The 21895-nt window shown below is 51.9% G+C and carries 20 protein-coding genes; 8 read left to right on the forward strand and 12 right to left on the reverse strand.

Annotation, left to right across the window (positions count from 1 at the left end; all coding sequences use genetic code 11):
* Nucleotides 1-43: 43 nt before the first annotated feature.
* Complete coding sequence (locus tag B036_RS0115815; RefSeq protein ID WP_020569706.1) at nt 44-1564, reverse strand: sulfatase-like hydrolase/transferase; 1521 nt, start codon at nt 1562-1564, stop codon at nt 44-46.
* Nucleotides 1565-1721: 157 nt separating this feature from the next.
* Complete coding sequence (locus B036_RS0115820) at nt 1722-3248, reverse strand: serine hydrolase domain-containing protein (protein ID WP_020569707.1); 1527 nt, start codon at nt 3246-3248, stop codon at nt 1722-1724.
* 297 nt (nt 3249-3545) lie between these two features.
* On the opposite strand from B036_RS0115820, the gene B036_RS0115825 reads away from it, so the two are divergent.
* The 4 genes from B036_RS0115825 (at nt 3546) to B036_RS0115840 (ending at nt 9174) form a co-directional block, all read left to right on the forward strand.
* Entirely contained in the window at nt 3546-4856 is a 1311-nt protein-coding gene (locus B036_RS0115825; protein ID WP_020569708.1) for an aminotransferase class I/II-fold pyridoxal phosphate-dependent enzyme, read from the forward strand.
* 189 nt (nt 4857-5045) lie between these two features.
* Nucleotides 5046-7430 (forward strand): alanine racemase, encoded by a 2385-nt coding sequence (gene alr, locus B036_RS29635; RefSeq protein WP_020569709.1) that lies wholly within the window; start codon nt 5046-5048, stop codon nt 7428-7430.
* 172 nt (nt 7431-7602) lie between these two features.
* Complete coding sequence (locus B036_RS0115835) at nt 7603-8307, forward strand: hypothetical protein (protein ID WP_020569710.1); 705 nt, start codon at nt 7603-7605, stop codon at nt 8305-8307.
* A 225-nt stretch (nt 8308-8532) separates the two neighbouring features.
* Nucleotides 8533-9174: a response regulator gene (locus tag B036_RS0115840; RefSeq protein ID WP_020569711.1), complete on the forward strand. Its 642-nt coding sequence runs from the start codon at nt 8533-8535 to the stop codon at nt 9172-9174.
* A gap of 221 nt (nt 9175-9395) precedes the next feature.
* Here the strand turns inward: B036_RS0115840 and B036_RS0115845 are convergent, their stop codons facing one another.
* From B036_RS0115845 to B036_RS0115860, 4 genes are all read right to left on the reverse strand, one after another.
* The gene (locus B036_RS0115845) at nt 9396-10349 is read right to left on the reverse strand and encodes an electron transfer flavoprotein subunit alpha/FixB family protein (RefSeq protein ID WP_020569712.1); all 954 of its coding nucleotides are present in this window, start codon (nt 10347-10349) and stop codon (nt 9396-9398) included.
* 103 nt (nt 10350-10452) lie between these two features.
* Nucleotides 10453-11187 carry an electron transfer flavoprotein subunit beta/FixA family protein gene (locus B036_RS0115850; protein WP_020569713.1) on the reverse strand — a complete coding sequence of 245 codons (735 nt, stop codon included), beginning with the start codon at nt 11185-11187 and terminating at the stop codon, nt 10453-10455.
* A 277-nt stretch (nt 11188-11464) separates the two neighbouring features.
* Nucleotides 11465-11695 (reverse strand): hypothetical protein, encoded by a 231-nt coding sequence (locus B036_RS33595; protein ID WP_157472177.1) that lies wholly within the window; start codon nt 11693-11695, stop codon nt 11465-11467.
* A gap of 444 nt (nt 11696-12139) precedes the next feature.
* On the reverse strand, nt 12140-13444 hold the full coding sequence (locus B036_RS0115860; protein WP_026232038.1) for a hypothetical protein: 1305 nt from the start codon (nt 13442-13444) through the stop codon (nt 12140-12142).
* Nucleotides 13445-13733: 289 nt separating this feature from the next.
* Between B036_RS0115860 and B036_RS0115865 the strand changes: the two genes are divergently transcribed.
* Together B036_RS0115865 and B036_RS0115870 are read left to right on the forward strand one after the other, a co-directional pair.
* Nucleotides 13734-14555, forward strand: coding sequence for a universal stress protein (locus B036_RS0115865; RefSeq protein WP_020569716.1), 822 nt, complete (start codon nt 13734-13736; stop codon nt 14553-14555).
* 399 nt (nt 14556-14954) lie between these two features.
* A complete protein-coding gene (locus B036_RS0115870) occupies nt 14955-16190 on the forward strand; it encodes an acyl-CoA dehydrogenase family protein (protein WP_020569717.1) in 1236 nt (411 codons plus the stop codon).
* 22 nt (nt 16191-16212) lie between these two features.
* On the opposite strand, the gene B036_RS29640 is transcribed toward B036_RS0115870, so the two are convergent.
* Nucleotides 16213-16416, reverse strand: coding sequence for a DUF1016 N-terminal domain-containing protein (locus tag B036_RS29640; RefSeq protein WP_020569718.1), 204 nt, complete (start codon nt 16414-16416; stop codon nt 16213-16215).
* Between the two features lie 162 nt (nt 16417-16578).
* On the reverse strand, nt 16579-17643 hold the full coding sequence (locus B036_RS0115880; protein ID WP_026232039.1) for a lipopolysaccharide biosynthesis protein: 1065 nt from the start codon (nt 17641-17643) through the stop codon (nt 16579-16581).
* Nucleotides 17644-17649: 6 nt separating this feature from the next.
* On the opposite strand from B036_RS0115880, the gene B036_RS33600 reads away from it, so the two are divergent.
* Nucleotides 17650-17823, forward strand: a complete 174-nt coding sequence (locus B036_RS33600; RefSeq protein ID WP_157472178.1) for a hypothetical protein — start codon at nt 17650-17652, stop codon at nt 17821-17823.
* A 265-nt stretch (nt 17824-18088) separates the two neighbouring features.
* Here B036_RS33600 and B036_RS0115890 read toward each other — a convergent pair whose 3' ends face one another.
* Nucleotides 18089-19423 (reverse strand): saccharopine dehydrogenase C-terminal domain-containing protein, encoded by a 1335-nt coding sequence (locus B036_RS0115890; RefSeq protein ID WP_020569720.1) that lies wholly within the window; start codon nt 19421-19423, stop codon nt 18089-18091.
* Between the two features lie 61 nt (nt 19424-19484).
* Here B036_RS0115890 and B036_RS0115895 point away from each other — a divergent pair, with 61 nt between their 5' ends.
* Entirely contained in the window at nt 19485-19751 is a 267-nt protein-coding gene (locus B036_RS0115895; protein ID WP_020569721.1) for a hypothetical protein, read from the forward strand.
* Here B036_RS0115895 and B036_RS0115900 read toward each other — a convergent pair.
* Genes B036_RS0115900 through B036_RS0115910 form a run of 3 tightly spaced genes read right to left on the reverse strand, consistent with a single transcriptional unit; the run spans nt 19748 to nt 21222 of the window.
* Entirely contained in the window at nt 19748-20410 is a 663-nt protein-coding gene (locus B036_RS0115900; protein ID WP_020569722.1) for a Spy/CpxP family protein refolding chaperone, read from the reverse strand. The two genes, B036_RS0115895 and B036_RS0115900, sit on opposite strands and share 4 nt — an antisense overlap.
* Before the next feature lie 27 nt (nt 20411-20437).
* Nucleotides 20438-20773 carry a hypothetical protein gene (locus B036_RS0115905; RefSeq protein ID WP_020569723.1) on the reverse strand — a complete coding sequence of 112 codons (336 nt, stop codon included), beginning with the start codon at nt 20771-20773 and terminating at the stop codon, nt 20438-20440.
* On the reverse strand, nt 20770-21222 hold the full coding sequence (locus B036_RS0115910) for an RNA polymerase sigma factor (RefSeq protein WP_169435071.1): 453 nt from the start codon (nt 21220-21222) through the stop codon (nt 20770-20772). Before B036_RS0115910 ends, B036_RS0115905 begins: the two co-directional genes overlap by 4 nt.
* Between the last annotated feature and the right edge of the window lie 673 nt (nt 21223-21895).

A 21895-nucleotide genomic window follows, 5' to 3' on the forward strand; every position in this document is an offset into this window, starting at 1 on the left:
TCTATTGGTCTGTTAGTGCTATTGGAGAGTAGTTTGAAGGCCATTACCGATAATCTGCCAACCTCATCTGCAGCGTATCTCCCATGCTTTCCTGTAAGTCCAATAATTCGGCAAACATTGTTTCCACCCGCTCAGGTTCCGCCTCTGCAAGGTTATTCATTTCTTCCGGATCTGCGTTCAGGTCGAACAGTTTTATTTCCGGTACCTGAGGGTAAACGAGTAGCTTCCAGCCTTCTTTACGGATGCTGCGCTGCCAGTTGACGTAGGCACCGTACACGGCGTTGAGTCCACTGTCTTTTGCTTTTCCGACCAGGGGGAGAAGAGAGTTAAATTCTACGTAGCCGGGCTTGTCGATCCCGGCGGCATCGAGAGCCGTGGGCATCACGTCCTGGAGGTAAACGTCGGCATCGTTTTTGGCACCCTTCGGGATGCCGGGGCCACTAATGACCAGCGGCACGCGGACACTATGATCGTAGAGATTTTGCTTGCCGAGCAGGCCGTGGCGCCCCATAGACAGGCCGTGATCGGCGGTAAACATGACCAGGGTATTGTCTGCCTTTCCGGTGGCATCAAGCGCGTCGAGGATACGGCCGATCTGGGCATCGAGGTGGGTGATCAGGGCGTAGTATTCCGCTTTATGCTGTCGGACGGCCAGTTCGGTACGGGGGAAAGGCGCCAGGGCTTCATCGCGCAGATCGGTGCTGTTGCCCATTTTTTCTTTATTGGGGTAAAGGGGCTGGAAGCTGGCCGGCACGGCCAGTTCGCCCGGTGTGTACCTGGCGAGGTACTCCGGTGGTGCCTGCTTGGGGTCATGCGGCGCATTGAAGGCGAGGTACATAAAAAAGGGGCGTTGATCTTTGGCGGCCTGGGCGAGGAAGGCCTCGCCGTCGTCGGCTAAGACTTCGCTCCAGTGTTTGCCGCCCGTCCAGAATCCTCCGTGTTTGGGGTCGGCCGGATCATAACTGTCGTCGTTGGTGCTCAGGGGCCGATTGTAGCCAGGGGGTAGCAACGCGACTACGGAGTCCCGTGGCGGCTGGCGATCGTGGCGGTTGAACAAAGCCTGGACGGCACCGTGGTTAAAACCATCCGGCGGCATGCCTGGGCGAATGTGGCGGACGGTCTCGAACAAGTGATCTGCGGGTGCGGTAACGTGCCATTTCCCGCTCATGTAAGTGGCGTAGCCTGCGCTGGCCAGTAGTGGCCCCCAGGCCTGGGCGTACCCGGTGGTGTCTCCGCTGTCCCAGCGGTCCCGAATTTCCTTCGCCCGCCAAACGGACCGCCCGGTGTTGATCATCGCACGGCTGGCTACGCAAATGGCTCCGTTCCAGCCACCCATATTGTAGGCGTGGGTGAAGGTGGTGCCGTTGGCTACCAGCCGGTCGAGGTTAGGCGTTTCGATTTCGTCGTTGCCGAGGGCGTGGAGGGAGGTGTAGGTCTGATCATCGGTGAAAATGAAGAGGACGTTCGGTCGGTCATCAGCTGTGTTCTTAGTCGTTCCCTCACCGCAACTGGTCAGTAAAACAAGTAAAATCAGGGCGGGGACGCAGGATGCCAGGAAGCGCATGAAGGAGCAAGGTTGGGTGAATTAGACCCGAAACTTAGGCTTTTTTGTGCAATACGAGCCGTCAGACAAACTTTTGTCCGGCTTCGCCAGGTCAAAAGGATTTGTCGGACGGCCGGAGTTCCCGTCCGACGGGCCTTAAGACCTCAGACTAGTTGTTTTATTCTTTGACCTTCTCCACCTCGACACCCATCTCCCGCAGCATCCTCCAACCATTTTCATTGTCCGGGTTCAACTGCACAGATTTCTTATAATTTTCAATGGCTTCCGAAGTCTTGCCTAAACCCCGCAAAACTTCTCCGTAGCTGTCGTAGAGATTAAATGCTTCTGGGTAGGCTGCGATGCCAAGTTTCAATACTTCCAGGGCTGCTTCGGCACGGTCTGACTGCAATAGCTTATAACTGACTACGTTAATCTCTTCTTCGTTGAGGTAGTAATTAGGATTATTTTTCTCAGCTTCGAAATGTCGAATACCCTTTGCTATACCGTCTGAATCCGTCACTTGAAGTAAAGAGTAAGCCAACGATTTTTTGGGGAAGTCGTAGGACTTCTCGTAGAGGATGCCCATAACGCCTTTTGTCATGGCGTTTAGCGGAGCCCTCCTGACGTTGCTGAGTAGAATAATTGAGGTCTTGCTGGAGGGGATGCGGGTAAAAATGGCACAGAAACCATCGATTACTCCGTCGTGGGATATTGTTTGTACGTGATCGGATGAGTTGCCCACGGGCTTATCTTTTATGCTCCAGCCGTAGCCATAGTGGCCTCCGTAATCGGGGTCTGAGATATGTGGCGTAAAAATTAGCTCCAGGTACTTTTCAGGAACCAGTTTTTCTGTGTAAAGGGCCTGATCCCAAAGAAATATATCTTCAACGGTAGCGTACAGGGCACCTGCTGCGTATACGGTTGACATATCGATGTAGTTCGCATTATAGTAAGTGCCAAAACTGCTGAAATAGCCAGAGGCGCGATTTTTTATTATTGCCCGGTGTTTATCGAAACCAATGCCTTTCATACCTAGTGGATTGAAGATCCGATCCTGCAAAATCTCCTCGTACTTTTTTCCGGTAATGGTCTCGATGAGGTGTGCGAGCAGGTTGTACCCGGCGTTACTATAATCGAATTTCTCTCCGGGTGTAAATTCCAGCGGAAGGGCAGCGAATTCATCGATCAGGTCCGTTGTGCTGTAAGCATCCGGCCGTATCTTCTCTTCTTTTGTATGCTCGTAATTATTGGGTGTTCCCGAAGAATGAGTAAGCAGTTGATGCGCGGTGATCCTCTCACCATTTTCCTTAGGGTAATCGGGGAGATAAGTGGATATAGATGCGTGTAAATCGAGCTTGTTCTCTGCGGCCAGTTGCACGACTAACATGGCAGTGAATTGTTTTGTAATCGAGCCAATACGGAATTTGGTGTTCGTTGTGTTAGGAACTTTCCATTCCATTTCGGCAAGCCCGAAACCCTTGTGGTAAAGTATTTTGCCTTCTTTGGCTACCAGGACGGCACCATTAAAATCTCCGTATTCCGCATAGGTACTTATGAGCTTGTTGATTTTTTCTGCTTTCGGAGTATCCGTAAAGGATATACCGCCAGCCGCATCTTTTGCGGGAGATTGCCCGTAGCAGGAAGTGAGGATAACTAAAGTGCAAAGCAGGATATAGATAAGGGAGTATAAATGGAATTTCTTCATTCGGTTTCTTTCTTTTTGTGAAAGTACCGGGAAAGGCCAGTCGCCAATCAGTTCTGTTGTAAAACGATGTAAAGGACCTGTAAATCTTGAAATGCAGTGGTTGTTTCGTCAATTTTCGATTGCTCTGATACGAGCCGTCAGACAAACTTTTGTCCGGCTTCGCCAGGCCAAAAGGATTTGTCGGACGGCCGGAGTTCCCGTCTGATGGGTTTTGGGACTACTACAGTAAACTTTCCAACGCCCGCGCGTTTTCCCCAATAGACTAATAGACTAATAGACTAATAGACCAATAGACCAATGAATCTTTCCCAACGCGGCCAATCCGCCATCAACCAGCCTCTCCGTGCAGACCTCGAACTCTTCTACGAAGCGATGGAGAACCGATACCATGCCGAGGAGAACCCCGCAGGCTGCTTCACCCTCTGCATTGCCGAGAACCTGCTGAATGGGGAAGAGATGGAAGCCAAACTCCGAAAAATTGCCGTTAAACCGATACCGGAGTGGGTAGCCAGCTACACGTCCATTCTCGGCGCGCCAACGTTGCGGGAGGCTGCTGCCGGATTCCTCCGGCGATTCCTTGCGGGTGTTAACCTCGATCCGGAGAAGCTGGCCATTGGCGCTGGTGCTGCTGCCGTCATCGAAATGACATCCCTGCTGCTCGGTGACCCGGGAGACGTGGTCGTTATCCCCGGCCCCGCCTACATGGCCTATACCCCCGACATCGGTAACAAAGCGGGGCTGGAACGCTACGACCTGTTCCACCTGGCTCCTTCAACTACCCCGGCACCCAGCGTTCCCGCCCCCGTTAAAACCACTTACGAACTCACCACCGCCGACCTCGACCGCGCCCACGCTGAGCTGGGTGATCGGTTCCGGATCCTCCTCCTCACCCAGCCGAATAATCCAACCGGCCAGGTATTTACCGAGGCACAGATCAGTACCTTCTTCGACTGGTGCGAAGCGCGGAAGATACACCTGATCATTAACGAAATTTACGCCCTGTCGCTGATCGATCAGGACCATGAAGACCTGATCGACGATTACGGCGAACGCGCCTCCTTTACTTCAGTACTTCGCTTCCTGGAGCAGAAAAAAAGCCCCTTTCTCCACTGGTGGTATGCCATCTCCAAGGATTTCGGACTTTCCGGCCTGCGGCTGGGCATGGCGTACACCCATAACGAAGATTTGCTGAAAGCCTGGGGTAACTTTGGCGCGCCATCGATGGCCTCTAACCACACCCAATGGTTGCTGCAGGAGATTTTTTCTGACCACGATTGGGTACAGCAATTTGTGGCTCAAAATACCCATCGGCTGACTAACAGCTATGCCACCGTGATCCGCACCCTGCGGGCAAACAATGTACCCTATGCTCCGGCAGCGGGTAGCCTCTTTGTGTGGTGTAATCTGGCCCACCTGATGACGGATTTGACCGAGGAAGCTGAGCTGGAGATTTGGCAAAAAATATACGACCAAACGGGGATTCTGCTCACTTCTCCCATCGGAATGGGCAGCCGGGAACGAGGCTGGTTCCGATTGGTGTATTCTTGTGTTTCTTATGCGGAGCTGGAGGTGGCGATGGAGCGGTTGGATGGATTTTTGGCGGGGTAAAAGCGGGACGCTGATCGGATAATCTGTTTAGAATTCTTGCATTTTTGGGAAGACCGCTCGTCCGACGAGTCAGCTCCTGCGTCGCGCCTCGGCCGAGGAGCGCTTCCTCGAAAGCCTCCTGATTTGAAATTCTAACTACCCAACATCAGACAAGCGGAGAAAACAACTGATTGACCGTACCTTCCCCACGTGAACTCCATCAAGGAACTATACCAAACTTATCAGGCTTACGATTTACTCGTAGACTCCCGCCGGCTGACCGATCCGGCGCGGACCCTTTTCTTTGCGCTGCCGGGGCAACGGGCAGACGGGCATGATTTTATCCCCAGGTTACTCGCTGCCGGCGTGGAACACTTTGTGGTGGCCGGGCATTATCAGGCGGGGTCGCAGGTGCAACAGGACGTTGAAAAAGAGCGGGGTGGGGGAGCGCCGGTATTTCATCGGGTAGCCGACCCGCTGGCGGTGTTGCAGGCACTCGCTGCGCATCACCGCCGCCAATTTGACGTTCCGGTGCTCGCCATTACCGGCAGCAACGGTAAAACGATCGTTAAAGATTGGTTGGTGCAGTTATTGAGCAATCGATTTAACGTTTGTGCCAGCCCGCGTTCGTTCAACTCCCAGATCGGGGTGCCACTATCTGTCTGGCGACTGCGGGCGGAGCACGACCTGGCGATCTTCGAGGCGGGGGTAAGTGAAACCGGAGAAATGGCGCGCTTGGCGGAGATCATCCGGCCCACCTGTGGCTTGTTTACCATGTTAGGCAGTGCACACGATGCCGGGTTCCCGGACCGTGCCACCAAGCACCAGGAAAAGATTAACCTGTTCAAAGGGGCCGAATGGGTGGCTGTTTCGGCCGATGATAACGACAGCATCCGGCTGCTGCGGATGGCCGACATTGATCCGCTGACCTTCCTTGGTATCGACGGCCGGTTACTCGAAGTGGAAGAGGTGCCACTGAAACTCAATTTTCCGGAATTACCCGGCATATACCTTGAGAATGCCTACGCCGCCGTAGCAGGGGCTTACGGACTGGGGCTGCCGCCTGAGCAAATTCGTCGCTATGTGGGCGGCCTGCGGCCGCTCTCCAACCGTCTGGAGCAACGGGAGGGACGTAATGGCGGTATCGTGATTAATGACAGCTACAGCAACGACCTTAGTGCCCTGGCGGCGGCCCTCGATTTCGCTGCTGCACAGAATCCTTTTTCCGGACTTACCCTGATTTTGGGGACTTTACAACCCGGCTCCTTTAACCTCCCCGGCACCGGCGTCCGCGCCGAAAATTCCGCTATCCTCCAATTACTTGAGGGAAGGGTTACGCGCCTGATCACCGTGGGGAAGTCCAATGTTGACTTACCCGCAGAGCGGCACTTTTCTACGCCCGAAGACCTGCTGACGGCTATTGAAAAGGGCTTGAATTTTAGTGCAGAGACCATTCTGGTCAAAGGCGCAAGTGTTGAACAGTTGGGGCGGGTGGCGGATGCTCTCAGCCGTAAGCAACATCAAACCCTGCTCCGGCTGGATCTCACGGCACTCCGGCACAATTTCCAAGTTTATCGACAGGGGGTTTCTGCCGGAATGATCGTTATGGTCAAGGCTTCCGCCTATGGCGGAGGGGCCTTGCCCGTGGCCCGGGCGCTGGCCGCCGCTGGTGCCGACTACCTGGCAGTGGCTTACCCCGACGAAGGGCGCTTACTACGGGAAGGCGGCGTAAAACTGCCCATCATGGTGCTGAACGCCGAGCCGGGAACTTTCTCCCGCTGCGCCACGGATGAACTTGAACCCGTCGTTCATCAGATTAGTGCCCTGCGCCGTGCGCACGCTTATGGCATGAAAGTCCATTTGGAATTAGATACCGGAATGGCACGACTGGGTTTTCAAACCACTGCTTTGGATGACTTGTTGGGGGAACTGGATCGGGAAGATTTCACCGGGACGATTGCTTCGATCTTTACGCACCTGGCGGCATCCGAAGATCCTGCGCATGATGCGTTTACGCTGCAGCAACTGAAAGATTTTGATGTGGCTTATGCTAAGATCTCAAAGAGGCTCCGCTCGGCACCTCCACGGCATGTCCTCAACTCCAATGGGATTTCCCGTTTCCCTGAACGGGCTTATGAAATGGTCCGGCTGGGTATTGGGTTGTACGGGATTGGAGACGCTACCCGCAGCGGGGAGCTGCGCCCCGCCCTTCAACTCCTGACGCACATTACCCGCGTGTATGACCGGTCGGCGGGAGATAGTGTAGGGTACAGCCGAAAGGGAAGACTTGACCGGCCGAGCCGGATTGCCATACTTCCACTCGGGTATGCAGACGGGCTACCCCGCCTGGCAGGAGAAGGTAAGTTTTCCGTCCGGATCGGGGAGCATCTTGCTCCCACCGTAGGAGCCGTCTGTATGGATATGACCACTATCGACGTAACGGACTTGCCAGGCCACGTAGCTGCCGGAACGGAAGTCGTGATTTTCGGCCCGAATCATTCCATTGAGTTGCTGGCCCGGGCTGCTCAAACGATCCCCTATGAAATACTGACGGGGATTGGAAGTAGGGTGCACCGCATTTATTCGCAAGATTAGGTAGCCGTATGCTTCGATTTAATGAGGCCGTTCGTCGATTTTAACCGTTAAATTAAGAGACATGCAGTAATTTAAACCGCGAATCGAGCCATTGTTGATCTTTTCAACCTTTCAATCTGGCGGAGTCAACATCATTCAACACTCCTTAATCTTCCAATTAAAACACACTAACATGTCGGATTTTTTCCTTCGCTCAAAACACTGGTTACTTTTTATCCCCATTGCACTTCCTACAATTCTAAGCTACGTTTTCCAAGGGATATACGGGGCTGAGTTACAGGAATGGTCCGCTGAGATGCAGGTTAATGGACCGGATATGGACTTTACCCCACCGAATCTTCACGATTATTCCGTCTACCTCTACGGTTATATTCTGGTTATGCTGCTCAGCGGATTGACACAGTTAGGCTGGTTATGGACAATGGGCAATGACCTGCACGACCGGGTTGCTGATGGCTTTAATCTGAAGCCTAAGACTTTTCAGATTACAATTGCCATTTCTGGGCTGTTTCTTTTGCTCACCGCTTTTAGCCTGCATCAGACATTCAACTGGATAGCAGACTCTTTGCCAGGGTGGGTAGAAAACGGGGGCCCAGATGATGAGGACCCCATGGCGTTGATAAAAACTGCGTTTACCTACTTTGCGGGCTTTATGTTGTTTGGTCTGATTACTTTTGGCTGCCAGATATACAACGTCATCTATGTAGGTAAGACCCTTAAGTCAATCGAGCTTGGCCGCCCGGCTAAAGGTGGTGAATTCGCCGGATATGCGATCCTCTCTTACTTGCTGATCATTGGTATTTGGATCATGCAGCCGAAAGTAAACCGGCTGATAGAGACTGGCCAAATGGAAGAGCCCCGGGAAGGAGTCTGGTAAAACGCTGTTTAGGTTGCAGGTTGCAGGTTGCAAGTTGCAGGTTACAAGTTGCAGGTTGCAGGATACGGCGGTACTAAAACGAAAGGATAACCAGTTAATAACTTTTGTCGTTGTGAACAGTTGTTTTTTGCCAACAGGAGGAGGTTAATGCCTGCTGATCGGTAACTTGCAACTCCTGCAACTCCTGCAAGGGAGCGCAGCGACCAACCTGTAACCTGTACAACTATGATTCACCTCGGAATAATTGAAGACGAACCCATTATGCTCGCCAGTGTCGAGGAGTGCTTTGAAGCCAGCCGCGACGTAGTGGTGGAAATGGCGGCAACCAGTGTGGAGGACTTCCTGGCGGGGCTGCCTGAGAACAGTCCGTTGAATACTCTTTTGCTGGACATCATGTTACCTGGGATGAATGGCATCGTGGGTATTCCCCGGTTACTTGACCGCTGGCCGGAGCTGGACATCATCATGCTGACCAATTCCGATGATTCCGATAACATTTTCCGCGCTTTACAGGCCGGTGCGTTTGGCTACATCTCCAAAAAAAGGATGAACCCCAACATCATCCGTGATGCGGTGTATACCGTCCACCGTGGAGGTTCTTACATGAGCCCGAGTATTGCCCGACAGGTGGTAGCTTATCACAACCAGCAGCGCATCAAGCGCAGTTCAGATCCAACTACTCAGCTTACTGCCCGCCAACTGGATATCGTTCAGGGACTGGTCGATAACCTCAGCTACCGGGAAATCGGAGAACGACTTGACATCAGCATCGAGACGGTCCGTGACCACATCAAGAACATTTACCGTAAGCTACGGGTGAACTCAAAGATGGAGGTAGTACAGAAAAAGATCAAAGGGGAAATTTAGGGATCACGATTCAGGGGGCAGGATTCAGTGGTCAGGATTCAAGGACCAGGATTCAGCTTGGAGGTGTTTCCAGGGAACCCTAAAGTCACACAAAGACAAAGGGCACAGAAAACGGAAAGCAGCTAGGTGCTTTTTGCGTTTTCTGTGCCCTTCGTTTTTCTATGTCTCAATGTTTCAACATTGCTTCGAGGCACTTTGCCTTGAGCCCTAAGTACTAAACCCTAAAGACTCTTATGCGCCTTAATCGCCGCAGTCAAACGAGGTAGTACCTCAAAGAGGTCACCAACTACACCGTAATCGGCCGCTTTGAAGAAGGGAGCTTCCGGATCTTTGTTGACGACCACAATGGTCTTGGAACTGTTGACTCCAGCCAGGTGCTGTATGGCGCCGGAAATGCCAGCGGCAATGTAGAGATTTGGTCGAATGGCAACGCCGGTTTGGCCAACGTGTTCGTGGTGAGGACGCCAGTTGACGTCGGCCACGGGGCGGCTACAGGCAGTAGTTGCTCCAAGGGCGTCAGCGAGGTCGGTGATGACCCCCCAGTTTTCCGGTCCCTTCAAGCCACGTCCGCCAGAGACGACAAGTTCAGCTTCGGGGAGCGGCGTTATGCCTTCGGCCCGCTTGGTTTCCAACACTTTTACTTTGGCAGAAGGTAAGTCGACGCTTAAAGTCTCGACGTCAACCGCGCTTCCAGATTCCTCTACGGGGATAGAGTTACCAGAAAGGCTGATGACTTTGTAGTCAGTCAGAATCTCCACATCAGCAAAAGCTTTACCGGAGAAAACGGTCTTGCGCACGGTGAGCTTATCACCGGATACTTCGGGGAGGCTGTTCACACCGGGCGCCGATCCGGCATCCAGGCGAGCGGCCAGGCGACCAGTAATGTTCTTTCCGGTACTGTTGTGCGAGAGTACGATGACTTTTGCATCAAGCGCTTTGGCCGCTCCTGCAATGGCAGCTGCGAATACGCCGCTGTCGAATCCGTTGCTAACGGCTATGTTATAAACTTTTGTGGCACCGAACCGTCCGAGATCACCGGCGTTTTCCACCGTGCCCAAAGTAAGAGCGACACAGGTGGTACCCAGCGCTTTTGCCGTCTTGGCACCGTAGGTAACTACTTCGTGCGCAGCTTTTTTGAATTTTCCGTTGGTAGCTTCCGCGAATACAAGAACCATGGAGTATAATTTTAGTCCGTTGATCTATTGGGCGGTTAGCCGCAGAGACCATTAGAGAGTTAGTTGATTTTGAGAGAAGGAGCGTTCCTTAAAAGTGATCTTTCTAGATCACCTTCGCCTCTTCGTGAAGCAGACGTACCAGCTCGGTCATGTCTTCCGGGTCTACCAGCTTTACCGCACTTTTTGCGGGAGGTAGCTCGTAGCTGGAAATGCTGGTTGTAGCGGTTGCCTCCACAGGGTCTATGACATTCAGGGGTTTACGCTTGGCCATCATGATACCGCGCATGTTCGGGATACGCTGTTCAGCCATACCTTTGGCTGCGCTGAGGGCAAACGGCGTACTTACTTCCACTACTTCAACACCGCCTTCGATGTCGCGGGTAACGGTGGCAGTCGTGCCATTCATTTCCAGGTGACTGGCTTCACCGACGTAGGCCATGTCGAGCAGCTCTGCAACCATAGCACCTACTTCGGAGCCGTTGTAATCAATGGTTTCTTTACCAAACAGGATCAGATCGTATCCTGCTGCCTGTGCAGCAATTTGCTTGGCAATGTAAAGGCTTCCTCCGCCTTCGGCATTCACCCGTATGGCATCATCCGCACCAATAGCGAGGCCTTTGCGAATAACGGCATCGTTTTCCGCTGGTCCGACATTTATGATGGTAACGGTACCACCACTGGCTTCCTTCAGCTCAAGGGCACGCACCAGGGCGTACCACTCGTCATAAGGATTCATGATGTAATTGACCCCACTACGGTCAAGGTCCGAATTATCAGCGGTTAGCTGAATCTTGGTGGTGGTTTCCGGCGTCTTGCTGACGCAGACAAGCATTTTCATAGGCTTGGATTAGATCGTTTTAAGCTGCCCTTTTGGGCGCGGTCGCAGGTACATGGCAAAGTTTTTATGAGCAAGGACTGATCAAAAAAATCCACTAACCCTATCCGCTAAGGCCCGCAAATATACTATTGTTATGGTGCTTCGGGAAAGACTTTAGCGAATTTTCGCTAGGATGATTCGGGCCTACCTTCTTTTTACACTAAAAAGTGGTGGACAATCAATGAAATCTTTGTCCGGTACTTCCGCCAGCTACTTCAACTGAAGACTACCCGAGGGGTCAGGCTGCATTCTCCCGATTCATAGTCACTTCGTACGATTTAAGTCGGAGAGCCTGGTTTTCGGCAACAGCATTAAGTACCTTGAGTTCTTCATTTAGTTGTTCCTTCTTTGTCGGATCTTCCCCGAAAAAGCGCCGCTTTCGGTTTATATCCAGAATGCGCTGAACGGTTTCGTTCAGGGCAATTTTAGTTTTTAGGTAACGATACTTGATGTTTCTCCTGGTACTCATAAGCTCTTGGGTCTTTTTGGTCAATAAACAATTGACGACAAGAAAATCAACTCCTAGCCCATTCTTTAGGGCGCTCTCAATAATCGCTTTAACGACGATGAAAACTACGTAATTATTGTCAAAAATGCAAGTTTTATCACAATTGAATTCGGAGCATTTGCGGTTTATTTGCCGTTCCACCCAAAGAACCTTTTGTCCTGCCTTTTAGTTGGCCCGTAATGTTTGTTATGATGAAAATCTGACGTACGCCGACGAACTTAGCCCGGTAGTTGCTCCTTGGTTTTCTTGACGAATTGACCTGGCAGAACACCAGGCTGAAGCGGTTGTCTCCGGGGGCTGCTCTTTAGTTGATTTTGCAAGTACGCCCGGTGCAGTTGGCTTTGCCGCCAGGAAGAAATCTCAGGTCAATTTAGTTTCCGACACTCCTGTTTATTACCCTGAGGCCTAGCCTCTGAACGGATTTCTGGCCGTCCAGGCCGGTGCGGTATAAACCGCCGGAGTAAAAATGGGAATCAGCCGGTTCAACCAGCCATAACGCGCTTTGATGAATACGGCAAAATCTGTTGCCTCTGCACCTATAGAACTCTTAATTTCTAATGCCGTGCGACCATAATCGAGCGTGGAAAAGCCACCGTTGATGGCATCGTCTAAAAGATCGAATAACATGTTATGATAAAGGTGGTGGCTTTGCTTATAGGCATCCTCGAGGCCGAGAAAGTGGGCATGATAAACTTTATCATTGGGGATGGCAGAAATAAAGCCAATTAGGGAGCCTTCCTCATTAAAGTAGCCATGGAGGCAGGAGTCATCACTTTTCAGAACCACCTTGTTTTGTTCTGAGTAGCCCCCCGGGTAAACGGAGAGTAACGCCCGCAACTTGTCTTTCGATTGGCAAGCCTGGGCCAGCCAGGGGAAATAGTCCGGCTGTAGATCAATGGCATTAAAATCTGCGCCCTGGCAGATCTGCTGATAGAGCGCATAAAGCCGATCTTTGTAGCTTATTACTTCTCCTACGGATAGCCGGCGCCGAGTGATGCCTTCGAGTTTGCCTCTTGCCCTACGGTAGCGGACGCGGTATTTGCTGGTCAGGCTGGCAAGGTAATCTTCGGTGGTATGCCATTCCGCATCGAGGTTCATCGTCATGGCCGGGTCAACGGGCAGTAGATAGTGGCCCTGAGCCTGTAACTCACGGGTAGCGGGGTGGAGGGTTGGGTAAAGGTCTTTAAGCAAGAAAGCCAGGTACCCGGACCGGCAACGCATCAGTGTTTCGGCAATGGCAGGTAAGAGTTCGGCAGCTTCTGTGGCCGGCAGCCGATGTAGGCCATCTTGGCAAAATGGGCCGGAGGTGAGGAACTGGCCAAGGCAAAGCACCTTAAACGAGAAGGGGCTGAGGAGCAGCCGACGTAGGTCATAAGAGGAAGTTACCCCTTTTGCTTCATTACTTACGTGATCTGCAGCCCGGAAGGTAAAGGTCTGTGCCGTGAGTAAAATCTGATGCCCGTTCAGGGTGTTTTTTAATAGTATGGCTTCTGTCTGAATGCCCTGAGGCTGGTCAGCAAGAAAGGTGAAGAGCTTTCTGCTGAGCCAAAAGTCATCACTACGATTTGCGGATGGCCAGGCTTCTTCGATTTCTTCAGAAGTACTACAGCAAACCAATTGCCAGTGCTCATGCCCTTTGACCGAAATTCCCCGAGTAGGGATTGCTTCGGTTCGGGAGGGACAACAAAGTGGCAGGAAGGCAATTGACATAATACAGTTCAGACGGTGATGACCGAATTATGTAACGTGTGAACCTGAAAATAGATGGGGAATTGACGTTAATTTCGGCGCCTGCCCCTGCTGGCCCTGTTCCTTAGCCGTAAAGTAACCCTATTGGTCCGTCTTCGTCCTGACTTGCGAAGAAGCAAAGGCTGATCAGAAGATAAAGTGGTAGGTTTTTTAATTTTTTCATGTTTTACAGGCGTTGTTATCCGGGAGAAGCGTTGGCGAATCTTAATATGTTATATCTTTCGGACTATTCATTACTCGTCTCCCTATTATGATCAAAAGCATTCTTGTTCCCATAGATTTCAGTAGCGGCAGCGCTGCTGCCCTTCGCTACGCTGAAGAATTTGCCGCTACCGTTAATGCGGGCAACGTCAAAGTTGTCCATGTCTTTACGCCGCAGACGGCGAGCGGTGACGCCGTTGTCATGCCCCCTATGGGGGAATTAATGGAACAACGGGATACGGCAATGGTCAAATTTCTTGCCGGTATTCCATCTATTGAAGGGGTTACACGAACTTCGGAATTGCTCCTTGGCTTTGCCGCCGATAAAATCATCAAACAAAGCGAGGATTTTGACCTCATCATTATGGGGGCGACCGGTGAAACCGACTTGTTGGAAGAGGTATTCGGTAGTGTGTCTTCGGCTGTAGCAGGTAGAGCTGAATGTCCGGTCCTATTGGTGCCAGGGAAGGCCAAATTTCGCCCGTTTGACCATATTCTCTACGCCAGCAACAGCCTTTCGCTCAGCCGGCGTGCTGTTTTGGAATTCATGGACTTCAACGACCTATTCAACGCAAGGGTACACTTTGTCCACGTTAACGATGAGGAAGGCCTGCACGAGGGGCAGCGAGAACGCCTCTTCGCACCGCTGTTTAATAATCCCGAACCTGAATTCGCTTTCGAGATCAAAGAAGTAACCGCGGAGTCGGTGCAGGATGGCTTGATAGATTACCTCAAAACACATAAGATAGAACTTGCGGTGATGGTGACCAAACAGCGGGGGTTCTGGAGCAAATTGTTCCACCGTAGTGAGGTGCGCCAAATGGTTTTGCACCCGGAAACACCGATGCTGATCCTGCATTTGGAAGAGTAGAAAGTCAAAGAGTCAAGTAGCCAAAGCGTCGTACTGGACTGCTTGACTCTTTGATTGCCTGACGCTCTGACTAATAAGGCGCGACCGCAGGTGCAAAGTAAATTTTAAGGAGCAAGCCTCCCCGGACGAAGTGCCCTCCGGGCACGAGTGTAGCGCCTCGCTCCGTGTGCGCGACGAGCGGTACTTGCCGCAGCTCCTTCCTCCCTTATCCCTTCCGCTCTTTATCTTGACAACGTCGCGCCGCCGGAGGTAAATGGCACCGTTAGGTTGCGGAGCGACCTTTCTCCAGCCTAAGGTAAGCAAGCGAAGCGCTGCGAACGTCACCTGCTGCTGCTCATTCTATTATTCTCCCATTCTATTATTCTCTCTCCTTATCTTCGTGCCACCAAATTAAGTATCATGCCCACCACCACGAATAAAAAGTCATTTACCACCAAGGCGGATTTTCACCAGTCTTCCAGCCCGGATCGTTTTCAGCACCACGACTATATGGGCGTGGATGACCTGCTGACCGACGAACACAAGATGGCGCGTGACGCTGTCCGCGACTGGGTAAAGGCAGAAGTGAGTCCAATTATCGACGATGCTGCCATGCGCGGCGTTTGCCCGACGCACCTGTTTAAAGGCCTGGCCGAAATTGGGGCCTTTGGCCCCAGCCTCCCCGTGGAGTACGGCGGTGGCGGAATGGATGAAATCGCCTACGGCGTCATTATGCAGGAACTGGAACGTTGCGATTCCGGCTTGCGTTCCATGGCTTCCGTACAGGGTAGCCTGGTGATGTATCCGATCTACAAGTATGCCACAGAGGAGCAAAAAATGAAGTACTTACCCAAACTTGGCAGCGGGGAGTTCATCGGCTGCTTCGGCCTTACGGAACCTGACTCGGGTTCTGACCCCGGAAGTATGACGACCAACATCAAGGACGCTGGAGACCACTACCTGCTTAATGGCGCAAAGATGTGGATCACCAATAGCCCGGTAGCTGACGTTGCCGTCGTTTGGGCCCGCGATGAAGACAATAAGATTCGCGGCATGGTCGTCGAATCTCAGTGGGAAGGCTTTAGCGCTCCGGAGATCAAAGGAAAGTGGAGCCTGCGGGCGTCCGTAACCGGGGAACTGGTATTTGACAACGTCAAAGTACCCAAGGAAAACGTATTTCCGGACATCAAGAGCCTTCGTGGCCCGCTCAGCTGCCTGAGCAAAGCACGCTACGGTATTGCCTGGGGCGCCATCGGTGCGGCGCTAGACTGCTACGACTCGGCCCTGCGGTATAGCCAGGAACGGACCCAATTCGGTAAGCCGATCGGCCAGTTCCAGCTGACGCAAAAGAAATTGGCGGAGATGATCACCGAGATATCCAAAGCCCAACTCCTTGCGTGGCGCATCGGCACCCTTGCCAACCGGGGTGAAGCTACTCCCGCCCAAATCAGTATGGGTAAGCGCAACAACGTAAACATGGCGCTGGAGATCGCGCGCGAAGCGCGCCAGATTCACGGCGGTATGGGCATCACTGACGAATACCCGATCATGCGCCACATGGCCAACCTGGAATCCGTGATTACCTACGAAGGTACGCATGACATCCACCTGCTGATTACGGGGATGGACGTTACTGGGTTTAATGGGTTTGCTTAAGGGAATAACTTCCTCGAAACGCTTAGAAGAAGGCCTTGACATCGTACTTGATGTTGAGGCCTTCTTGTTCAAATTCAACGATGTATCGCCCAATCTCCCAGTAAGCCAGGAGAAGTTCACGATTGACGGAGGTAATGGCAGCGGCTCGGCCAGCTTGATAGCGGGTTCCAATACGGCTGAGGAGAGAGGTGTACTGGCGATCAAAAGTAAGCGGTGGGGTGGGCATAATTGTATGGTTTATGCCTTAAATGTAGTGTGTTAAGCGTTAAAAATAATATTTGTTTGTTTATATGATAAAACAAACAGTAGCTTTGATTTCGGGCTAAGCAGCAATCAAAAAAATTGCTCTTTTTACCTCTCTCTGCACCTGCGTCCGCGCCCAAAAATGCTATCGCACCAAGAGGTAGGCCAGCACCAATATCCCCACATATGCCCCAAACCAGCGGTAATCCGTGTACCTGACAGAAGGTATTCCCGTTCGGTATTTGAGGTAGGCCATCAGGCAAAGCTTATCGACTAAATAAGCAATGACCGTGGCCCAGATGATGCCCAGGAGGCCGAAGTATGGCACGAGAAGGATGCTGAGTACGACATTAATGACCAATTCCAGGAATCCGAATACCATTAACAACCGGGTGTGGCCCATGGCCGTTAGTACAGGGACAGGGAAAAGTAACCTGCTGACGACGACGAACAGGTAGGCCTGAAACAGTGGTAGGCTCTCCGAAAATAATTCGGTAAACACTAACGTCCACCACCAGGGAGAAGTCATCATGAGAAGGATGGCCCCGCCGAAAATCCAATGGAAAAGACGGCGGGAACTTGCCTTCAGTAAGTCGAGGCCGGCCGACGTGTCTTCCGTTAGTCGGGGCAAAACGACTACCATAGCGCCATTGGTGATGGCCGCGAGTAAAGGCAATTCGCGTGCGCCGTAGCGGAAAGTGGCGAAGATAGACTCGTCTCCCTCATACCAGTAATTGACAAACCAGGGGTCGAAGGCGGTCACCAGGGCGCCTACAGTGGCGTAGGCGATCAGGGGCCAGGAGGTGCTGAGCCAGGGTTTATAGACGGCTTGCAGCCTCGATAGACGCGCTTTGCGCTCGGTAGAGGATAGAGGGTAGGCTGCCGCAAGATGTTGCTCGCTTCGTTTGTACGGAGATGACTTTTTCCAATGATCCACCGCAACCCAGCCAAGGATAACGAGGCCTTTAACGGCCGAAAATACGGCCAGGATGAACAGTGCATGTGCCAGCCCGGCACCGTAATACAGCGGAATAACTAGCGCCAGGGTAAAACCGAGTGCGGAGAGCCCGCCAAATATGGCCAGTCCAAGTGCGTTGCCGCGCACCGTGAGGACTTGTTCGAAGAAAAGCCCGGGCCACTGGGTAAGCAGGAAAAGGAAAAAGTACCACCAGCCTTGTGGTGCATCACCTAGCCGAAGGAGGCGAAACAATGGGGCATGGAGCCCCGCGGCAACGGCCAGAAGTATTCCGGAAAATACCGCAACCCCAACAATGGCCAGACGGGAAAACAAGGCTGCCTCCGCCGGCCTGGTCAGCCTGATGCGAACGAGGTAGCCCTGCAGCAGGCCCGTCAACCAGCCGAAGCCGAGAATATAACCGATGTAGAGTAAGCCTTCCCATTCCCCAATAACTTCCCGGTCAACCCCGAGACGGGGTAAGGCCAGGGCTACCAGGATGATCGCACCCTGGCGGGCGGCCTGGGCGAACTGGCCGGCGCGGATTAGGGAGGAGTTGGTGTTCAGTGGTCAGTATTTAGGATTCAGAGAAAAGGGATCAACAAATCAATTGAATCGCAAAGATATTGGTTTAGCAAACTCCCCTGACGTCTGAATCCTAGATACTATATCCTGATCTCTGAAAGCTGAGACCTGGACACTAAATCTCTTCCGTATGATGCGTAAGCTCCATACCGAAGGATTTCATCTCTTCCAGTACGGGTTCGTAAACTTCCTTCATTGTTGGGATGTGAACGCCGGTAGCCTTGATCTGTCCCTGGCTGATCAGGCGGACAAAGATGCCCATGGGTAGACCGACCAGGCGTGCCATGGCGGTATCTGTGGCGTCTTCCCCTTTCATGGTGAGGTTGCTGATGTCCCGGTAAGTTTTTCCGTCCAGTTCGTAGTCTATCTGGTGTTGCATCACGATCAGGTCCTTGTCTGAAGGAGACAGTTTCCATTTGTCGAGGAGTAGGTTTTCCAGGATAAGCGCCGGGGTGGCATCGCGCAGTTTGATTTTCTTTTTCCGGAAGAGACCGAGCCAGGTGAGGCGGTTCATTACATCCCCAGCCGGATCGATTTGGAGTAACTGGGCAATCCGGTCTTTTACGGAACCTGGGCCGGAAGGGGCTAAGGCTTCCATCAACTCATGATAAGTGATCTTAGCGCTGTCGAGGATGGGGAAATCGGCATTCGTGAGGCCAATACGGATGAGTGCATGCCAGGCTGCCGCAAAGCCTGGGTAGCGCAGGGTGCCACGTAGAATGGTCGGGATATCGTCTAATCCATACTGTTTGCGATACAGCAAACTATCTCTGTTGGCGTAAGCTTCGAATTTACCGTATCCCGGTACTTCAATGTGCCAGAGTGTTTTGAAAAGTCGCTGGTAAGGGATGAACTTTAGTTTTTCGTTCTCCAGGTACTGTGCGGTACCCTGACCGGCGAGGACGACGTTACGAGGATTCCAGGTAAATTTGTAGCCCCAGGGGTTGTCGTTACTTTCCGGAGCAATCAGCCCCCCAGTAAAGGATCTGAAGGCGATAATCTTGCCTCCTTTTTTCCGGATGAGGTTTAGGCGCTGCATGGCCGTCATATGGTCAATGCCGGGATCTAGCCCCATTTCTCCCATGAAGATCAGCTCCCGGTCCCGGGCTTCATCTCCCAGGCGAAAAAGCTCCTGGGATACGTAGCTAGCGGTAACGAGGTGTTTCTTCAGGCGAATACAATCCTGGGCAACCTCGATGTGCAAGTGCGCGGGTAGCAGTGAAATGACAATATCTGCCCGACCGATGAGGTCTCGGCGATCATTGGTTTTAGTTACATCGAGCCACGCGGCGTTGCCGCGGGGGTGGCCGCCAATCCTGGCCGCAGCGGCCGCGGGGTTTGCGTCGGCGACCGTAATACTCCAGCCGAACTCCTCGCTTTTGTCGAGGGTGTACTTAATAAGGGCTGAGGAGGAACGGCCGGCGCCGATTATCAGGATTCTGGATGACATTCGTGGTGGTGGTTATTATTGGCTATCGCAAATGTAAGACGCAACGTCCACCTTTTCGTCCTTGTCAGTAAATCAACCTACCCAACCCGAAGAAACCCCTTCCAACCGTACGGTACTCTTTGGGGCTGGCTACGGCGGTCCTTCGGGGCATGGCTCTAGAAAACGCTTCGGTTTTTCACCAAACGATTATTGTCTGCACGTAATGATTGAAAAAACTTCTGTGGTTGGTCAGACAGGAACTTCGCCCACTACCGAAATCTTTAAAAAAAACAATCCCCGCAACCTATTGGATTGCGAGGACCGGGAAGGAGGTTGGTACGTTATTTAATCTTTAATCGTAATGATGACGACACCGTTTTTACCATCCTGACCATATTTTGAAATAGCGGATTCGCCTTTAAGAACATTTACACTGGCAATTTTTTCCGGGTCCAGATGCTCCATCGAGGTAACGTACGAAATGTCTCCCTTACTGTTGACAAGGACGAAGAGGGGCTGTACGCCACCGGCTTTATCACCATTTACCTTTAAAACCATGCGTGGATTCTCGTTGATCGCGGCAATATGGAAAGTGGGGGTATTCACATCGGCTTCGGTACGCAGACTCTTTAATGTCTTTTGCTGATCTGCAGTCAACACATTTTTAATGTCGATCATCATGCCCAGTCGAACACGCTTCAGGCGGTCCTCCAAAGCCGTTACTTTTTCCATTTTCGTAATGGCTCCGGGCTTGTCAATTTTTGTATTGGCCAAGGCTTTATTTAGGTCGTTTAAAGCAGCATCCAGGTCCCACTTCAGGCTGTTGAAATCTCCGATCTGTGAAGCGTAAGCAGTTTTTATTTTTTCAGCTTGAGCGTCTGAAAGATTAAGGTCCGTACGGTACTTCATTACGAGGTCTGCAGAGAACAGCTCTTCTTTGAAGACGTCTTGTGCGGTTAAGCCAATGCTGAAGCACAAAAGGAAGAGTAGATTGAAAATGGTTTTCATAATTGTAGTTGTTTTAAAGAGGTTTTATTAGAAATCGGCAATTAGTGATGCCGAAGGTGATTCCCAGGTGGACACGGGATCCGTAATGGATAGAAGAGATTCTGTGCCGGGGTCTTCGCTGGCCTCCAACGAAATGACGAGCACATTGGTAGGAGATGTCGCTGCAGTCGCATCCGGGCTGGGTCGGTAAAGCAGGAACAGTAACAAGATGGTTGCTGCAGCTCCCAGGGGAGTGGCCAACTGCCAGATTTTTATCCTTGGCTTACGTCTAGGAAGCCCGGTAAAAAGAGGAGCAGCTGTTTGTTCATCTTCCGCACGGAGTTCCGAAAAAAAATCCCTGAGGTCATCTTCTTGAGGTGTCATACGCTTTCCTTTTTTAGCAGAGTTCTTAATGCGTCTTTGCCCCGGCTGTAGTGGGTGCGGACGGTGCCGATGTGCAGTTCCATCACATCTGCCACCTCGCTGAGGCTCATGTCGTGGTAAAATGTGAGTAGCAATACGCGCTGCTGTTGTTCCGGCAGCCGGGCCAGCAGGCGTCGGTAATCCAGAGTACTTTCTCCACTATCCTGTTCTTCGGCGAGAACCGGGAGTTGGTCTAATGCAGCAAAGCGAACCCGCTTTTTTAAATAGTCCAAAGCGGTATAACGAATCACGGCAAACAACCAGGTTTTGAAAGCGGACCGCTCATTGAACCGGGCTTTTCCTTCCGCAATCTTCAAATAGGTCATTTGTAGTACCTCTTCTGCATCATGGTGGTTGTAACGACAGCACTGGCTCGCCCATCGGAAGGCATCTTCATGATGCGCTTGCATAAGTTGTTCGAGCCGGTTTTTTGTCATCTGTACCGGTTAGTCTGGTGAAAGAGTGGTTTGTATGACAGGAGGTAAAAGTTTTTTTTAAATAGGCAGGAAAATTTATCTAAGACCCACCCTACGGCCCACTTGATGAGGCCTCTGGCCTTGACGTGTAGCAACCAGATGAGAGAGACCTTGTCGTACTTCTACATATTTACGACAGCCGTCACTCGCGCCCGGAGGCGTTCCGCGCACTTGCAACACCTGCAACGGGAGCGAAGCGACCTCTGCAACGGGAGCGAAGCGACCTCTGCAACGGGAGCGAAGCGACCTCCGCAACGGGAGCGAAGCGACTCCGCAACGGGAGCGAAGCGACTCCGCAACAGGAGCGAAGCGACTCCGCAACACCTGCAACTCTTACAACAAAACATGAGTCATCCCGAATTTTGGCGATGACAAAAAATTAGGCCTTTTGTGTATTTTCGAGGAGTTCTCACACTTCAAGAAAAACTCAAAAGGCCTATGTTTTTAAAGTTACTGCAAGATAAAGCAACTACTCCAATAAAGCGAAAAGCAGGTCCATTTCTCCTTCGTCAAGTAGATCGTTACACCCGTCAGGTAAGGGTAGATTTGGATGCTGCTATTGATAAGCGACTGGTGGGGACTTTTTTCAACCTATTCGTCATCATTC

Origin of the sequence: Neolewinella persica DSM 23188, from assembly GCF_000373105.1 — a bacterium.
GTDB classification, from domain to species: domain Bacteria; phylum Bacteroidota; class Bacteroidia; order Chitinophagales; family Saprospiraceae; genus Neolewinella; species Neolewinella persica.

Bases quoted from the DNA above. Each gene is read 5' to 3' on its own strand.
- B036_RS0115815 (WP_020569706.1), bottom strand. From the start codon at position 1,564: ATGCGCTTCCTGGCATCCTGCGTCCCCGCCCTGATTTTACTTGTTTTA.
- B036_RS0115820 (WP_020569707.1), bottom strand. From the start codon at position 3,248: ATGAAGAAATTCCATTTATACTCCCTTATCTATATCCTGCTTTGCACT.
- B036_RS0115825 (WP_020569708.1), top strand. From the start codon at position 3,546: ATGAATCTTTCCCAACGCGGCCAATCCGCCATCAACCAGCCTCTCCGT.
- B036_RS0115835 (WP_020569710.1), top strand. From the start codon at position 7,603: ATGTCGGATTTTTTCCTTCGCTCAAAACACTGGTTACTTTTTATCCCC.
- B036_RS0115840 (WP_020569711.1), top strand. From the start codon at position 8,533: ATGATTCACCTCGGAATAATTGAAGACGAACCCATTATGCTCGCCAGT.
- B036_RS0115845 (WP_020569712.1), bottom strand. From the start codon at position 10,349: ATGGTTCTTGTATTCGCGGAAGCTACCAACGGAAAATTCAAAAAAGCT.
- B036_RS0115850 (WP_020569713.1), bottom strand. From the start codon at position 11,187: ATGAAAATGCTTGTCTGCGTCAGCAAGACGCCGGAAACCACCACCAAG.
- B036_RS33595 (WP_157472177.1), bottom strand. From the start codon at position 11,695: ATGAGTACCAGGAGAAACATCAAGTATCGTTACCTAAAAACTAAAATT.
- B036_RS0115860 (WP_026232038.1), bottom strand. From the start codon at position 13,444: ATGTCAATTGCCTTCCTGCCACTTTGTTGTCCCTCCCGAACCGAAGCA.
- B036_RS0115865 (WP_020569716.1), top strand. From the start codon at position 13,734: ATGATCAAAAGCATTCTTGTTCCCATAGATTTCAGTAGCGGCAGCGCT.
- B036_RS0115870 (WP_020569717.1), top strand. From the start codon at position 14,955: ATGCCCACCACCACGAATAAAAAGTCATTTACCACCAAGGCGGATTTT.
- B036_RS29640 (WP_020569718.1), bottom strand. From the start codon at position 16,416: ATGCCCACCCCACCGCTTACTTTTGATCGCCAGTACACCTCTCTCCTC.
- B036_RS33600 (WP_157472178.1), top strand. From the start codon at position 17,650: ATGGAGCCCCGCGGCAACGGCCAGAAGTATTCCGGAAAATACCGCAAC.
- B036_RS0115890 (WP_020569720.1), bottom strand. From the start codon at position 19,423: ATGTCATCCAGAATCCTGATAATCGGCGCCGGCCGTTCCTCCTCAGCC.
- B036_RS0115900 (WP_020569722.1), bottom strand. From the start codon at position 20,410: ATGAAAACCATTTTCAATCTACTCTTCCTTTTGTGCTTCAGCATTGGC.
- B036_RS0115905 (WP_020569723.1), bottom strand. From the start codon at position 20,773: ATGACACCTCAAGAAGATGACCTCAGGGATTTTTTTTCGGAACTCCGT.
- B036_RS0115910 (WP_169435071.1), bottom strand. From the start codon at position 21,222: ATGCAAGCGCATCATGAAGATGCCTTCCGATGGGCGAGCCAGTGCTGT.